Origin of the sequence: Amycolatopsis taiwanensis DSM 45107, assembly GCF_000519205.1 — a bacterium.
GTDB lineage: Bacteria > Actinomycetota > Actinomycetes > Mycobacteriales > Pseudonocardiaceae > Amycolatopsis_E > Amycolatopsis_E taiwanensis.
Genome location: NZ_JAFB01000015.1, coordinates 101,067 through 115,272, shown reverse-complemented (window position 1 = coordinate 115,272; position 14,206 = coordinate 101,067). Strand labels below are relative to the sequence as shown.

15 protein-coding genes are annotated in these 14,206 nt (G+C 68.7%); 7 read left to right on the top strand and 8 right to left on the bottom strand.

Annotated features, from left to right (window positions below; genetic code table 11):
• Window positions 1-36: 36 nt before the first annotated feature.
• Window positions 37-834 (bottom strand): L,D-transpeptidase, encoded by a 798-nt coding sequence (locus A3CU_RS0114015; protein WP_084143256.1) that lies wholly within the window; start codon window positions 832-834, stop codon window positions 37-39.
• Between the two features lie 595 nt (window positions 835-1,429).
• Between A3CU_RS0114015 and A3CU_RS0114010 the strand changes: the two genes are divergently transcribed.
• Both A3CU_RS0114010 and A3CU_RS0114005 read left to right on the top strand, forming a co-directional pair.
• A complete protein-coding gene (locus A3CU_RS0114010) occupies window positions 1,430-1,828 on the top strand; it encodes a DUF6319 family protein (RefSeq protein WP_027942824.1) in 399 nt (132 codons plus the stop codon).
• Window positions 1,829-2,048: 220 nt separating this feature from the next.
• Entirely contained in the window at window positions 2,049-2,777 is a 729-nt protein-coding gene (locus A3CU_RS0114005; RefSeq protein ID WP_027942823.1) for a VIT1/CCC1 transporter family protein, read from the top strand.
• A 7-nt stretch (window positions 2,778-2,784) separates the two neighbouring features.
• Here A3CU_RS0114005 and A3CU_RS0114000 read toward each other — a convergent pair whose 3' ends face one another.
• Window positions 2,785-4,239 (bottom strand): peptide MFS transporter, encoded by a 1,455-nt coding sequence (locus A3CU_RS0114000; RefSeq protein WP_027942822.1) that lies wholly within the window; start codon window positions 4,237-4,239, stop codon window positions 2,785-2,787.
• Window positions 4,240-4,355: 116 nt separating this feature from the next.
• On the opposite strand from A3CU_RS0114000, the gene A3CU_RS0113995 reads away from it, so the two are divergent.
• Window positions 4,356-4,841 carry a phage holin family protein gene (locus A3CU_RS0113995; protein ID WP_156960367.1) on the top strand — a complete coding sequence of 162 codons (486 nt, stop codon included), beginning with the start codon at window positions 4,356-4,358 and terminating at the stop codon, window positions 4,839-4,841.
• A 13-nt stretch (window positions 4,842-4,854) separates the two neighbouring features.
• A complete protein-coding gene (locus tag A3CU_RS0113990; protein ID WP_027942820.1) occupies window positions 4,855-5,775 on the top strand; it encodes an alpha/beta fold hydrolase in 921 nt (306 codons plus the stop codon).
• An 81-nt stretch (window positions 5,776-5,856) separates the two neighbouring features.
• On the opposite strand, the gene A3CU_RS0113985 is transcribed toward A3CU_RS0113990, so the two are convergent.
• From A3CU_RS0113985 to nth, 4 genes are read right to left on the bottom strand one after another with little or no spacing between them, the layout of a single operon-like run.
• On the bottom strand, window positions 5,857-7,053 hold the full coding sequence (locus tag A3CU_RS0113985) for a MarP family serine protease (RefSeq protein WP_027942819.1): 1,197 nt from the start codon (window positions 7,051-7,053) through the stop codon (window positions 5,857-5,859).
• Window positions 7,050-7,715, bottom strand: a complete 666-nt coding sequence (locus tag A3CU_RS0113980; RefSeq protein WP_027942818.1) for an NUDIX hydrolase — start codon at window positions 7,713-7,715, stop codon at window positions 7,050-7,052. The genes A3CU_RS0113985 and A3CU_RS0113980 overlap by 4 nt, the downstream gene beginning before the upstream one ends.
• The gene (locus A3CU_RS0113975) at window positions 7,712-8,302 is read right to left on the bottom strand and encodes a TlpA family protein disulfide reductase (RefSeq protein WP_027942817.1); all 591 of its coding nucleotides are present in this window, start codon (window positions 8,300-8,302) and stop codon (window positions 7,712-7,714) included. The genes A3CU_RS0113980 and A3CU_RS0113975 overlap by 4 nt, the downstream gene beginning before the upstream one ends.
• Entirely contained in the window at window positions 8,299-8,982 is a 684-nt protein-coding gene (nth, locus tag A3CU_RS0113970) for an endonuclease III (protein WP_027942816.1), read from the bottom strand. The genes A3CU_RS0113975 and nth overlap by 4 nt, the downstream gene beginning before the upstream one ends.
• A 172-nt stretch (window positions 8,983-9,154) precedes the next feature.
• On the opposite strand from nth, the gene A3CU_RS0113965 reads away from it, so the two are divergent.
• From A3CU_RS0113965 to A3CU_RS0113955, 3 genes are all read left to right on the top strand, one after another.
• Window positions 9,155-9,406 (top strand): hypothetical protein, encoded by a 252-nt coding sequence (locus A3CU_RS0113965; protein ID WP_027942815.1) that lies wholly within the window; start codon window positions 9,155-9,157, stop codon window positions 9,404-9,406.
• Window positions 9,407-9,572: 166 nt separating this feature from the next.
• Window positions 9,573-10,247, top strand: coding sequence for a Crp/Fnr family transcriptional regulator (locus A3CU_RS0113960; protein ID WP_027942814.1), 675 nt, complete (start codon window positions 9,573-9,575; stop codon window positions 10,245-10,247).
• An 820-nt stretch (window positions 10,248-11,067) separates the two neighbouring features.
• Window positions 11,068-12,264, top strand: coding sequence for an MFS transporter (locus A3CU_RS0113955; protein ID WP_245617081.1), 1,197 nt, complete (start codon window positions 11,068-11,070; stop codon window positions 12,262-12,264).
• A 301-nt stretch (window positions 12,265-12,565) separates the two neighbouring features.
• Here A3CU_RS0113955 and A3CU_RS0113950 read toward each other — a convergent pair whose 3' ends face one another.
• Entirely contained in the window at window positions 12,566-13,345 is a 780-nt protein-coding gene (locus A3CU_RS0113950) for an MBL fold metallo-hydrolase (RefSeq protein ID WP_027942812.1), read from the bottom strand.
• Window positions 13,342-14,088 carry an NUDIX hydrolase gene (locus A3CU_RS0113945; RefSeq protein ID WP_156960372.1) on the bottom strand — a complete coding sequence of 249 codons (747 nt, stop codon included), beginning with the start codon at window positions 14,086-14,088 and terminating at the stop codon, window positions 13,342-13,344. Before A3CU_RS0113945 ends, A3CU_RS0113950 begins: the two co-directional genes overlap by 4 nt.
• Between the last annotated feature and the right edge of the window lie 118 nt (window positions 14,089-14,206).

Sequence of the window (14,206 nt, the reverse complement as noted above, 5' to 3'; positions counted from 1 at the left end):
TCGGTTTTGAATATCACGAGTAGAAATGCTCGTGAGCTATGTGATGTCCACAATGGTGCCCAGCGGCACCTTGACGAGCTGGTCCAGTGCGTCCCGCGGAACCCGGATACATCCGTCACTGCTCGCCTTGCCGACGAAACTGTCGTTGGGCCAGGTGTGCAGGCCCACCGTGCCCGGACCGCCGCCGAATGTCTCCAGGGAATCAGAGTGGTAACTCAGCGGGAGAACGATCGGGCTGTAGGTGTTCTTCGTCTCCGCGATCGAGGCGATGATGTAAGCCCGCCCGGCGGGCGTCGGATGCTCGGGCTTACCGGTCCCGATCGTCCACTTGCCGATCGATTTTCCGTTTTCCGTGATTTCCAGCGTGAACCTGGCGCGGTCGACCTTGATCGCGAATTCGTTCCGCGCCGTTTCGAAGGAGCCGGCTTCCGCGTGCACCCAGCCGGCGGCGGAGTTCGGCCGCGTGGGCAACAACACCTCGACCCAGTCGCCCTGTTCGGCCACCACCGGAGTCCAGGTCGGCGAGCCCATCTGGAGCGCGGGAAGCCTCGCGATGGGAGTGCCGCCCACACCTGCGTAGACGATCATTTCGCGTTTCGGGTGGAAGACCTTTCCGGCTACCGCCCCCACGTCCACCCGCGGGTCGGTGGGGGCGCCGGAAACCGTGCCGAACGTGTCGGCTTCCGGCAGTTTGATCATTTCCTCCTGACCAACCGCGGCCGGCGCCACCGACTCGCCTGAATCAGCGCTGGAACAGGCTCCGCTGAGCAACACAATTATCGTGATGCCAACGGCCGGGAGCAGCCGAATGGGTTTGATCCGCATCTGCGCCATTCCTCAGGACAGTGTTATTCGGAATGTGTTCGGGTAGACAGGCCGTGACTTCTCCTCGCCGGCCGCCGGTTGGCCACGCTGGCGCCTGCCTCCCCGCCCACGTGCAGCGTTGTGCCGTGTCACCAGGAGTGCTCATCTCGCGTTTTGAATAAGTTCATACAACTGGGCAAGAATCACCAAGATCGTGTCCCCCGAGACACTTCGGCACCACCGGTGCGCCTGGCGGTGTTTGACTATCAGCTTTATCCCTGCCGAATCAACTTGCAGCTAGTTTCGGAAAATGCGTCGCCATAGCCTGCGACCTGCGCGAACACATCGTTTCCCAAGGTCGGAAACCAAGATGAGATACACCCGATCGAGTGCTGACGGGTAACGGCCCACGTGGGCCTACACTCCCGTCGAGCGACCCCGCGCGCCCGGTTCGACGGGCCGCTGGTCGCGCCGGCCTGTGCGCCGAACCCACCCTGGGGTGGATCAGGACCCGGGCGGGAGACAATCGATGCTCGCGACCCCGTATTCCCAACGTCGAACGTTTGTTCTAGAATCCGGCCAGTCGCAGCTGGACGACGCCACGAAGAGGGAGACCGTACCCGCAATGAGCCTGGACACCACAACCGCCTCACCGGAGACCGCCGAGACGGAGGCCGCTCCCGCGGACGCCGAGAAGAGCGCCGAGACCACGCAGCCGAAGCGCGGGCGCGCGAAGGGCGCCACGGCCCGCAAGACCCGCACGGTCGAGCTCACGCTGACCGTGACCGGCACCGCCGATGGCGACTGGCAGGCCGAGCTCAAGCACGGCAGCACCTGGGTGGCCCGCGGCCTCGCCGTGTCCTCCTCCGCCGTGTCCCGCGCGGCGAAGGAGCTGCACACGGACCTGTCCACCCCGATCGACGAGGTGATCAACGCGGCCCGCGAGCAGCAGAAAGCCAAGGTCGCCGCACTGGAGGCCGAGCTCGAACAGGCCAAGCAGGCGCTCGCCGAACTCGACTCCTGACCCATCGAGGGGCATCATGTCTCGTCGGGGCGGGCGCTCCCTCGATCAGGCGCCCGCCCCGGCGACCGCTTCCGGCCGGCACCGGACAGTAACCGGGTTCGCCGGCAACTAAATTAAGCCTCACCAAATTAAGGCAAGGCATACTTCAATCGGGAAATTGAATAGGAAATAAGGCTCACCTGAGCCGAAAGAAAATCCCGATGCATGTTTGAATGTGTACATGACCGAAGTCGAGCAAGCCCCTCCGGCGCATGTCCACGAGCCGCACGGTGACGGTCTCGGCAGCCGGCTGAACTGGCTGCGTGCCGGGGTACTGGGCGCCAACGACGGCATCATGTCGGTAGCCGGCCTGGTCGTCGGTGTGGCCGGCGCGACCAGCGACCGCATCGCAATTCTGATGGCGGGAATCGCCGGCTTGGTCGCCGGCGCGCTTTCCATGGCGGGCGGGGAATACGTGTCGGTGAGCACGCAACGCGACACCGAACGTGCAATGCTCCGGCTCGAAAAGCATGAGCTGAAAACCATGCCGGAGGCCGAGGAGCGGGAGCTCGCCGAGATCTACGAGCGCAAGGGCCTGTCGCCGCAGCTGGCGGCCGAGGTGGCGCGCGAACTCACCGTCAAGGACGCGCTGCGCGCACACGCCGAGGCCGAGCTCGGTATCGACCCCGACGACCTGACCAGCCCGTGGCAGGCGGCCGGTGCCTCGTTCGTGTCGTTCGCGATCGGCGCCGCCCTGCCGGTGCTGGCGATCATCCTGCCGCCGGAACCCTGGCGTCTGTGGTCGTGTGGCCTGTCCGTCGCCGCCGGGCTCGTGCTCACCGGGTTCGTCAGTGCCAGGCTGGGCAACGCGGGGCGCGGCCGCGCCGTCCTCCGCAACGTCGCCGTCGGCGCTCTGACCATGCTGCTGACGTACTCCGTCGGCGCGCTGTTCGGCACCACGCTGCATTGATTCGACCTCAGTGGACGCCCGACATCAGCTTGCGGACGAACGGGCTGATGACGGCGAGCAGGACGCCGATCGCGATCGCCACGCCGCCGACGGTGCCGAAGTACCGGAACTCCTGCTGCACGCTGTAGTACTTGGCGAGCGAGCCGGACAGCGCCGTGCCGAGGGCCACCGACAGGAAGTTCAGCGCGACCATCTGGGTCCGGAACGCGTCGGGCGCCAGTTTCGTGGACAGCGACAGGCCCACGGGAGACAGCAGCAGTTCGGCGATGGTGAACACGAGCAGAATGCCGATCAGCCCGAGCAGCGGCGCGCTGTTCGGGCCGCCACCCGCGCTGGGCAGGAACAGCAGGAACGCGACGCCCATGATCGAGGTGGCGAGCGCGAACTTGATCGGTGTCGACGGCTGGCGCGCGCCGAGCTTGGTCCACAGGGTCGCGAAGAGCGGGGCCAGCGCGATGATGAACACCGGGTTGGTCGACAGTACCCAGGACACCGGCATCTGCCAGCCGAACAGGTTCCGGTCGAGCCGCTGGTCCGAATAGATCTCCACCACGGTGAACTGCTGCTGGTACAACGCCCAGAAGGCCGCGCTCGCGATGAACATCGGGATGAACGACAGCACCCGCGAGCGTTCGACCGCGGTGATCTTCCTGCTGGTCAGCATGACCGCGAAATACGCGACCGAGGCCGCGGCGACGACCCACACCACGACGTCCGAGAGGTTCGCCGCGGTGACCAGCCCGGTCAGCAGCAGCGCCGCGATCGCCGCGAGCACCACAACGACAACGGCGGTCACGCCCGGAATCCGTGACGCGGGCAGCCGGTTGGGGACCTCCGACGCCCGCAACGGCAGGTTCTTGCGGCCGAAGGTGTACTGGATCAGGCCGAGCGCCATGCCGATCGCCGCCAGGCCGAAGCCAACGTGAAAACCGATCTCGCTCTGCGCGAGCCCGGTGAGCAGCGGACCGACGAAGGCCCCGAGGTTTACGCCCATGTAGAAGAGCGTGAAACCACCGTCGCGACGCTCGTCTTTCTCGTCGTACAGCGTGCCGACCACGGCGGTTGCGTTGCCCTTGAGCCCGCCGCTGCCGATCGCGACGCACGAAAGGCCGACGCCGATGCCGAGGTAGCCCGGCAGCACGGCCAGCGAGACGTGACCGATCATGATCAGCACCGCGCTGTAGAACAGCGTTCGCTCGCTGCCGAGCAGCCGGTCGGCCACCCACGCGCCGACGATCGTGGACAGGTAGACCAACCCGCCGTAGGCGCCGACGATGCTGGTGGCGGTGACCTGGGGCATCCCTAGACCGCCCCGGGCGACCGAGTAGTAGAGGTAGAGGGGCAGGATGCCGAGCATCCCGTAGAACGAGAAGCGCTCCCACATCTCGACGCCGAAGAGGTTCGCCAGGCCCAGCGGGTGCCCGAAGAACCTGGTGTCGCGCTTGACCTCAATCGTGGCCATATCGCCCCTTTGGTCCAGACAAACCAACCGCCGGCGTTCTCACCCGGCGCGTCAGCGATCGGGGTAACCCGTGAAGTCGAGGTCTAAGCGAGCCCGGCGAAGGAGGACATGGCACGATGACCAACGTGAGCAGCCAGGAGCACGAACGCAACGGCCCGGACGGCCTCGAGGCCGTGCCCTACATCCCGTTGTCCGACGATCACGAGTCGGCCGCCGGAGAACAGTCGATCGGCAGCCTGGTCAGCCAGGCGACCCAGCACATGTCGACGCTGGTCAGGGCCGAGGTCGAGCTGGCAAGGACGGAGATCGTCGGCGAGGTCAAGAAGGGCCTCACGGGCAGCATCTACTTCTTCATCGCCGGTGCCATCGGGCTCTACAGTTCCTTTTTCTTCTTTTTCTTCCTCGCCGAGCTGATTTCCGACCTGTGGGGGCTGCGCTGGCCGGCGTTCCTCATCGTGTTCGTCCTGATGCTGGTGACGACCGCGATGTTCGCCATCCTGGGCTGGCGCAAGGTGAAGAAGGTCAAGGCACCGGAACGCACCATCAGCAGCGTCAAGGAAACCGCCGCGGCTCTCAAGCCACGGCGAGAGACCGTCGCCTGACCGCACCCGCCCCGTGCAATCGCCCGACCCGTCCACTGTCCGGTTGAGGGGGCCGTGGACGCATCGTGACGTGTCCGCCAACGGCATCCGCATGCACATCGCCGAGGCCGGCCACGGGCCCACCGTGCTCCTGCTGCACGGGTTCGCCGAGTTCTGGTGGGCCTGGCGGCATCAACTGCTCACACTGGCCGACGCCGGCTTCCACGTGGTCGCCGCGGACCTGCGGGGCTACGGTGACTCGGACAAACCGCCGCGCGGATACGACGGCTGGACGCTCGCGGGTGACGTCGCGGGCCTGGTGCGCGCCCTCGGGGAACGCCGGGCGCATCTGGTCGGACATGACTGGGGCGGCATGCTCGCGTGGACCGTGGCCGCACTGCATCCGCGGCTGGTCGAGTCGGTGAGCGTGCTCGGCGGGGCGCATCCGCTGGCGTACCGCTCGGCCGTGGGCAGGCAGCGCGGCCAGGCCCGGGCCTCCAGCTACCTGTTCCGGTTCCAGTTGCCGATGGCGCCGGAGCGCCGGCTGGTCGCCGACGACGCGGCGGAGGTCGAGCGGCTGCTGCGCGCCTGGTCCGGGCCCGGCTGGCCCCGGACCGACGATTTCGCCGAAACGGCAAGTGCTTTCCGCCACGCGATGCTCGTGCCCGGTGTCGCGCACAGCGCGCTCGAGTATTACCGATGGGCGTTTCGCGCGCAGTTCCGCGGGGAGGGGCGCCGGTTCCGCGCCGCCGTCCGCGACCGCGTCACCGCACCCGTGCTGCAGTTGCACGGCGACGCCGACCCCTGCGTGCTGCCGGAAACAGCGCGCGCTTCAGCGCCCTGGCAGGGCGCGGGCTCCCGGTTCGAATCGTTCGCCGGTGTCGGGCACTTCCCACATCTCGAGGACCCCGAGCGCACCAGCAAGTCGCTGCTCGCCTTCCTGGCACAGGACTAGCCGAAGCGGCGTCAGCCGCTTGTGGTGCGGCAGCCGGCTTGCGTTGCTACCCACGCAGGTCGCTTCGAAACAGTCTTCTCGCTAGGCGGCGCAGGAGCTTGTGCTCACACGCGAGCTCAACGCGGACGCGTCCTGGATGACCGACCGGACCTGCTTGGCCGTCAGGGTGAAGCCGGTGTCGCCGTCCTCCACCGACGCGCCGAAGACCACGCCGACCACGGTGCCGGACGGGTCGACCAGCGGCCCGCCCGAGTTGCCGCTGCGGACCTGGGCCCGGATGGTGAACACGTCCCGGCGTACCGTGCGAGCGTCGTAGATGTCCGGTCCCTGCAGGGTTATCTCGTTGCGGATCCGGGCCGCGGTCGCGGTGTAGGGGCCGTCGAGCGGATACCCGAGCACGATCGCGCTGTCCCCGGACTTGGCCGCCTCGGCCGAGAGCGAGAGCGGGGACGCCTGCAACCGGGGCACCGCGAGCACCGCGAGGTCCACCGCGGGATCGAAGTACACCACCCGTGCCGACAGCCGCCCCTGCGCCGTCTCGACCGAGGTCTCGTCGGTGCCGGCGACCACGTGCGCGTTGGTCACCACGCGCTGGGGCGCCACGACGAATCCAGTGCCTTCCAGGGCTCTCGAACACGACGACGCCGTGCCACGGATCTTCAACACACTGCCGCGCAGTTGTTGCACGACCGCACTGTCCTGCAGCGCCGTGTCCGGCGGCGCGGTTTCGCTGATCTCCGTCTTCTGGAAGGGGTCCACAATGGACGGGAAGCCGGAGACGTCGAGTAGCTTCCGCAGGTCCGCGGGCAGGCTCTCGGCCGAGGCCGGGACCGCCCGGTCGACCGCACCGAGGACCATGGAGTTGTTGATCGCTCCCGCCAGACCGGGAAGGGCCGCCACGCCGGTGAGCGGAACCGCGATCAGCCAGGCGACCAGCAGCACCACGGTGCCCTGCACGAGCGCGCCGAGCGTCTGGTCGATCCCGGACAGCTTCTGGGTGTTGAACCGGTCCTTGATCGCCCCCTTGAACCGCCGCCCGGCCCACACGCCGACGGTCTCGCCCAGTGCGACCAGGAACACCAGCGTGGCGACCGCGAACGCGACCTTGGCCGCCGGGTTGGTGAACAGGTCGACCACCAGCGGCGCGAGCCGGATGCCGGCGATCGCGCCGCAGGTGACGCCGACCAGCGCGGGCAGCGCGATCACGACACCCTGGCGCGCGCCGGAGATGGCCGCCAGCAGGGCCAGCACGATCACGAGTAGATCGACCCAGTTCACTTCGGCTCCCACCCGGCGAGGTCACGCACGTCGCCTCGATCCCACTCGCGTTCCCAGCCCGCGACGGACAGGAGCGTCGACAGCAGGCCGCCGGTGAAACCCCAGATGAACATGCCGTCCACGGCGAACGCGGGTCCCTTCCAGTTCGTGCCCGCCCGCCGGACCTGGAACCGGTTCGCCGGGTCGACGAGATCGGCCACGGTGACCCGGGCCACCGCAGCCGTCTCACCTGGATCTACGGCGTGCACCGACGATGGGTTCACCCAGTGCGCCAACACCGGCGTGACCGCGAAGCGGGACACCGGCACGAACAGCTCCGGCAGCAGTGCGACCGGCCGCACGCCGGCCGGGTCGACCCCGGTCTCCTCCTCCGCCTCGCGCACCGCTGTCGCCACCGGGCCGTCGTCGTGGTCCTCGGCCCCGCCACCGGGAAAGGCGACCTGACCGGCGTGCGAGCCGAGGGTGTCGGCCCGGCGCAGCAGGAGCACATCCGGACCACGGGCGGATTCGCCGAAGAGGATCAGCACCGACGCCGAGCGGGCCTGCCCGTTCGGCGGCGGACGGACCCGGGTGAAGGCCGAGACATCGAGCTGCGCGCTGGCTTCGACCAGGGGCCGCAGCCAGGAGGGCACGGAGGCCACGTCCACGAGTGGTCCGTTCACCGACCCTCCACCGCCGCGCGCACCTGGTCAGCATTGACGAAGGTGCGTGGGTTCGAGATGAAGCGAACCTGCCCGTCCGCGGTCACCACGTAGGAGGCCGGCAGCGCGGGCGGCACCTTCAACGCCTCGCTCACCGGCCCGGAAGTTCCCATTCCGTCATACACCACCGGCAGGTGTACACCCAACTGGGTGAGTAGCGCGAGTCCGTCCGAGGGATCGCTCGCCGTCTGCACGGCCAGAACCTTCGCGGCGCCGGGTTGGGCCGCGTACGCCTCAAGCACCGGCAGCTCCGTCCGGCACGGCTGGCACCAGGTGGCCCAGACGTTGACCAGCGTGGTGTGTCCAGCTAGCGCCTGTCCCAGGTCGACGGTCGTGCCGTCGCCGAGACACTCCGCGGTGACCCCCTTCAGCTGGGCGATCTCTCCCGTGCCGGTCGGGCAGGGCGCCAGCGCGGCGACCGCTCTGGCCGCGGAGAGGTCGGGCGAAGGGGCGTTCGGCGGAGGCGTCGACTGGCGCGGGAGGATCGCGACGATCAGCCCGAGCACCAGGATTCCGACCGCCAACGCCCACTTCGCCGCCGTGGTCACCGTGCTTGCACCAGAGCCAGCAGATGATCTCGTTCCGGCCCCTTGACCAGCTTCGCGGCCTGCTCGAAGTCGGTCGGGCCGGTGCCGTAGGACGGGCAGTCACGGGCGAGCGGACAGGCGCCACAGGCGGGCTTGCGCGAGTGACACACGCGGCGTCCGTGGAAGATCACGCGGTGCGACAGCTTCGTCCACTCCTTGCGGGGGATCAGCTCGCCGATCACCTTCTCCACCTTGGCCGGGTCCTCCTCCGTGGTCCAGCCCCAGCGCCGCACCAGCCGCCCGAAATGCGTGTCCACCGTGATACCGGGCACCCCGAAGGCGTCGCCGAGCACGACGTTCGCGGTCTTGCGGCCGACGCCGGGGAGTGTGACCAAATCGTCAAGGCGTCCGGGCACCTCGCCGTCGAAGCGCTCCACGAGCGCCGCGCCGAGGCCGAGCAGCGAGTTGGCCTTGGCCCGGAAGAACCCGGTCGGCCGGAGGAACTCCTCCAGTTCGGCGCGGTTCGCCCCGGCGTAGTCGGCCGCGGTCCGGTAACGGGCGAACAAGGCCGGCGTGACTTCGTTCACGCGCTGGTCGGTCGTCTGGGCCGAGAGCACGACCGCGACCAGCAGTTCGAGCGGGTTGCTGAAGTTCAACTCGCAATGCGCGTCCGGATACGCCTCGGTGAGGCAACGCACCATGCGGCGTGCGCGTCTTACCAGAGCTAGCCGAGTCTCCTCACCTTTTCGGGGTGGCTTGTAACGGACGGCGTTGGGCACCCCGATAGCCTACGGAAAGGCCCCGGGACACGTTGACGAGGCCGACTGGCTGCTAGCACTCGAGATCAAAGCGGTAAGCGAGGGTCTGACGTCAATGACTGCTTGGTTCGTAGTCGCAGTGCCTCTGGTGATGATGTTCTTCGCGCTCGCGATGGAGCGCGTGGAAAGCCGCCTCAAGCACGTCGCCGTGCAGGAGGAGGAGGTCGAGGAGTTCCTCGAGCAGGCCCGGCCCAACGAGGTCAGGGCGCTTTACGGGCACGGCATCGGCCGCGCCCTCGAACTGTTCCGGCTGCGCCGGCTCGGCGGAAGGGCAGCCAAGCTGCGTCCTCGTCGCACGCGGAGTTAAGCTGCTCGATCGGACGAGCCCGTTCTCACCCATATGGGCGTTACGAAGGTGCGTTTGGGTGAGCCGTGCAGTGTTCTCGCCCGAACGGCTTACACTGCACGCACGCAAGTGACCGACGCCTTGTCCTGCGCTTCAGGACGCTGCGTCACCGATGAGGAGGCACGAGGTGGACGAGACCCTGGCCCGAGCGGGCATCTTTCAGGGTGTGGAACCAGCCGCGGCCGAGGCGCTCGCACAGACCTTGGAGACCGTGGAGTTCCCGCGTGGCCACGTGATCTTCACCGAGGGCGAGCCCGGCGACAAGCTGTACATCATCCTGTCCGGCAAGGTGAAGATCGGGCGAAAGTCCCCCGATGGACGCGAGAACCTGCTGTGGATCGCCGGTCCGTCGGACATGTTCGGTGAACTGTCCATTTTCGACCCGGGCCCGCGCACTTCCAGTGCCACCACGGTGACCGAGGTTCGTGCGGTGAGCATGGACCGCCCGTCGCTGCGGAAGTGGATTTCCACGCGTCCGGAGATCGCCGAGCAGTTGCTGCGGGTGATCGCGCGGAGACTGCGCCGGACGAACAACATGGTGGCCGAGCTGATCTTCACCGACGTGCCGGGGCGGGTGGCTCGCGCGCTGTTGCAGCTGGCCCAGCGGTTCGGCAGCCAGGAGGCGGGCATCCTGCGGGTCACGCACGACCTCACGCAGGAGGAGATCGCCCAGTACGTCGGTGCGTCGCGGGAGACCGTGAACAAGGCTCTCGCGGACTTCGCGCACCGCGGCTGGCTGCGTCTGGAGGGCAAGAGCGTGCTGATCCTCGACCCCGAGCGCCTGGCCCGCCGCGCCCGCTGACCCCCACCACAACGCCGAAACTCTCCGCCGGGCGGCGCCGACCCACCCAACCGGCACCGCCCGGCGGAAGCGGCTGCCAACGCAACCCCTTCGCAGCCCTGGGCCCTTCGCCTGGCCCACATCCAGTTCTTCTGCTCGCCCTTACCTGGCGGCGCAACGCCCCCAGCCGGCAGCCCAAGCTGCTACCCCTGGCCGGCCAGGCACGCGCGACGTCACGATGAGTTCGCAGTCTCGACGAAGAGCCGCCCCACAAAGCGGCGAAAGCGGCGTGTTGAACAGACTTTGGCGACCAGACGGTTGGTGACCGAACCCACCCAACCGGCACCGAACCGGGGGTCCAGGGGGCTTGCCCCCTGGCGGGGGTCCGGGGGTTCGACCCCCGGTGTAATCCCCGACGTGCGCCCCGGCGAGCGCCCCACGGGCGCGAGTAGGGGGCGCTACGCACGTCGGGCCGGGCGCCACCCCCGACGTGGCGCACCGGCCCTCCGTGTTGCGCGGGCCATCCCCCGACAGTCCGCGCTCCCCGCCCTCCGGCTGTTAGGCCCCGACCCGATATCCGGAGGGATTCTTTGACAACTCAACAATGCCACGGCCCCTACCCCGATGTTCAAGGCCGTTCACCCGCAAAGACGCGGCCGTGGCCGGTTCGTTGCCCCGGCTCGGACAGAAGTCGGTCCTCGTTACCGAATCGAGATAAATCCAGCCGAACCTGATGGCGGGTAACAATTGGTACTACAGTACCACTTTTGGCATACTGGTACGTGTGTCCCAATCTCACCTTCGCCTGAGCGACTATCGCGTCGCGCTCCGCACTCCCGGCATGGCCCGCCCGATCGTGGCCTCGGTCCTGGGGCGCCTGCCGATCGCGATGGTCGGCCTGTCCGCGCTGCTCTACGTCCAGCGCGAGACGGGCTCGTTCGCCGTGGCAGGGCTGGTCTCGGCGGGCAGCCTCGTCGGGGTCTCGCTTGGCGCGGTCGGGCAGGGACGGCTCATCGACCGACTGGGCCCCACCCGGCCGCTGCTCGCCGTGGTGGCGTTGTTCGCGACCGCGATGGCAGGACTCACGCTGGCGATCGAGACGCACGCACCGACTTGGGTGCTCGTGCTGCTCGGCGGCGCGATCGGGATCACCGAGCCGCAGATCGGGTCCGCCTCCCGGGCGCTCTGGGGCCGCGTACTGACTGACGAGGGCGTGCACGGCGCGGCCCTGTCGTACGAGGCGATCAGCATGGAAACGTTCTTCATCCTCGGCCCCGGGTTGGCCGGCCTGCTCGTCGCCGCGCCTTGGCCGGGCACCGGGATGATCGTCGGGGGTCTTTGCATGGTCACCGGCGGGGTGCTGTTCGCGCTCAGCCCTGCGGTGCGGTCCTGGGGCCCGACGAGCACCGAGCGCCGCGCGGCGCTGGGCGCGCTGGCCAGTCCGGGAATGCGCACGCTGGCGCTGGCGGTGCTCGGGTTCGGGGTGGTGATCGGGTTCATCGAAGTGGCGGTGCCGGCCGCGGCGACCGAGGCCGGAGAGCCCACGCTCGGGGGCCTGCTGCTTTCACTGTGGTCGGTGAGTTCGGTCGCCTTCGGCGTGGCCTACAGCCTCCGGCCCTGGCCCCGGCGCATGTCGTTGCGGCTGCCGGCGCTGCTGGCCGGCTTCGCACTGCTGGTGGCGCTTTCGGCGGTGCCGACGACGCTGTGGGGACTCGCCTTGGCCCTGCTCTTGGCGGGTGCGCTGATCACGCCGCAGTCGGCCACCCACTCCGCGGCGATCGAGATCGTGGCTCCGAAGGGAACCGCCGCCGAGGCCTTCGGCTGGGTGATCACCGCGGTGACGCTGGGCCTGGCCTTCGGCCAGTCGGTCAGCGGCTTCCTGGTCGAGCACTACGGCCCCGCGGCGTCCTTCCTGGCCGCCGCCGCGATCGGCCTCACGCTCGCGGCGGGGGTGTGGCTGCTGCGCAGCACCGTCCGCCCGCCGCGGGAGGACTCCTACTCCGCCGGGCTCCGCGAGTCCCACCTTCCCGTCGTGTGAGTCCCCCGTTCCCGTCGTGTGAGTCCCCCGTTCCCGTCTACCGGAGTGTGGAACACGCGCTACCGGAGCGTGGAACACGGAGTACGGGAGTGTGGGACACGCGCTACCGGAGCGTGGAACTCGCGGTACGGGAGNGTGGGACACGCGCTACCGGAGCGTGGAACTCGCGGTACGGGAGTGTGGAACTCGCGGTACGGGAGTGTGGGACACGCGCTACCGGAGCGTGGAACTCGCGGTACGGGAACGTGGGACACGCGCTACCGGAGCGTGGGACACGCGCTACCGGAGCGTGGGACACGCGCTACCGGAGGGTGGGACTCGCGCCGCCGATGAGGTAGTCCAGTTGGGCGCGGACGCTGTGCTCGGCCGGACCCCACAGCGCCGGATCGACGTCGGCGTAGACATGCTCGACGATCTGGCGCGCCGTCGCGTCATCGCCGAGTTCGGCCAGCGCCGCACGGACCTGGTCGAGCCGCTGCTCCCGGTGGGCCAGGTACTCGCGCACGGTGGCCCGCAGGTCGCCGATCTCGGGTCCGTGGCCGGGCAGCCCGGTCAGGCCGGCCGGCAGGAGGAGCAGCTTCCGCAGCGAATTCAGGTAGGAACCGAGGTCGGACAGGACGGTCGTGCCCCGGCCCAGGATCGTGTCACCGGTCAGCAGGTGGTCGCCGAAGCGCAGGCAAGCCGAGTCCGCGGTGTGCCCAGGAGTGTGCACGACCTCGATTTCCAGTCCCGCGGCGGAAATCGTCTCGCCCTCCGCGAGCGGCTCCGCGTCCCGGCACAGGGCGGGATCGAGGGCCCGCACCGGCGCACCGACACGTTCGGCCAGCCAAGGCGCGCCTTCGGCGTGATCGGGATGGTGATGGGTCAGCAGAATCAGCGTCACCGGCCCCGGTTCGGTGAGCTTCGGCAGGTGATCGAGATCTTCGTAGCCCGGGTCGACGATCACGCTCTCCGCCGCGCCGGGCGCACGCAGCACCCAGGTGTTGGTGCCTTCGAGGGTCATCGACGAGGGGTTGTTCTCCAGCAAGACCGAGGCGGTCGCCGAAACCTGACGTAGCTGTCCGTAGGCCGGGTGCTTCACTTCACCACCACCCGAAGTCCGTCCCCGTCGCGGACGATCGTCGGAGTGATCGGCACGATCGTGCGGTCCGCGGCGAGAACATCAGCGGCCGAAGGGAACTTCGCGAGTTCGGTCAACGTGTGCCAGGTCGGCGGCATCAGCATGCTTCGGCCCTCCTCGGCATCGGCCAGCGCGTCCTGGGGACGTTGCCAGCCGGCGGACTCGGCTTCGGTGGTGACGCCGTCGGCATGCTGTCCATCCGGAAGCACGGCGACGAAGAACCTCGTGTCGTAGCGGCGTTTCTCCTGAGCCGGCGTGATCCAGTGCGCCCACGGCCGGAGCAGGTCGGCGCGCAGGATCAAGCCCTCGTCTCGCAGGAACGAGGCCAGCGACAGCTCACGCGACACCAGCGCCTGCCGCGCGTCGCCGAACCGCGTCGCGTCCTCGACCACGCCTTTCTCGGTGCCGGCCAGGAGAACTCCGGACTCCTCGAAGGTTTCCCGTACGGCGGCGCAGACCAGGGCCCGCCCGAGCGGCTCGGTACCCGCGAACTCCTCCGCCCACACGCTGGGCTCCGGCCCCGCCCAGCGCACCGACTCGTCGGCGTCACGCTGGTCCACACCGCCTCCAGGGAAGACGGTCATCCCGGGTGCGAAGGCCATGGCGGCCACCCGGCGGAGCAGGAACACTTCGAGCCCCTGGTCGGAGTCGCGAAGCAGGACAACGGTCGCCGCGTCACGGGGAACGGCCGGGTTCTCCGGCATTTCTTCGGAGAACCGCAGCCGTCCCGGCAGCCGGAAATTCAGTTCGGACACGCTGACAGTGTGACGCACGACAGGCCGGTAACGCACCGATCTTCGCGCGACGCCACAGCCTGCGTTA

What these genes read in the sequence shown, in the direction of transcription:
- A3CU_RS0114010 (WP_027942824.1), top strand. Translation starts at nt 1,430, where the DNA reads ATGAGCCTGGACACCACAACCGCCTCACCGGAGACCGCCGAGACGGAG.
- A3CU_RS0113955 (WP_245617081.1), top strand. Translation starts at nt 11,068, where the DNA reads ATGGCCCGCCCGATCGTGGCCTCGGTCCTGGGGCGCCTGCCGATCGCG.
- A3CU_RS0113995 (WP_156960367.1), top strand. Translation starts at nt 4,356, where the DNA reads ATGACCAACGTGAGCAGCCAGGAGCACGAACGCAACGGCCCGGACGGC.
- nth (WP_027942816.1), bottom strand. Translation starts at nt 8,982, where the DNA reads ATGGTGCGTTGCCTCACCGAGGCGTATCCGGACGCGCATTGCGAGTTG.
- A3CU_RS0113945 (WP_156960372.1), bottom strand. Translation starts at nt 14,088, where the DNA reads ATGCCGGAGAACCCGGCCGTTCCCCGTGACGCGGCGACCGTTGTCCTG.
- A3CU_RS0113965 (WP_027942815.1), top strand. Translation starts at nt 9,155, where the DNA reads ATGACTGCTTGGTTCGTAGTCGCAGTGCCTCTGGTGATGATGTTCTTC.
- A3CU_RS0114005 (WP_027942823.1), top strand. Translation starts at nt 2,049, where the DNA reads ATGACCGAAGTCGAGCAAGCCCCTCCGGCGCATGTCCACGAGCCGCAC.
- A3CU_RS0114000 (WP_027942822.1), bottom strand. Translation starts at nt 4,239, where the DNA reads ATGGCCACGATTGAGGTCAAGCGCGACACCAGGTTCTTCGGGCACCCG.
- A3CU_RS0114015 (WP_084143256.1), bottom strand. Translation starts at nt 834, where the DNA reads ATGGCGCAGATGCGGATCAAACCCATTCGGCTGCTCCCGGCCGTTGGC.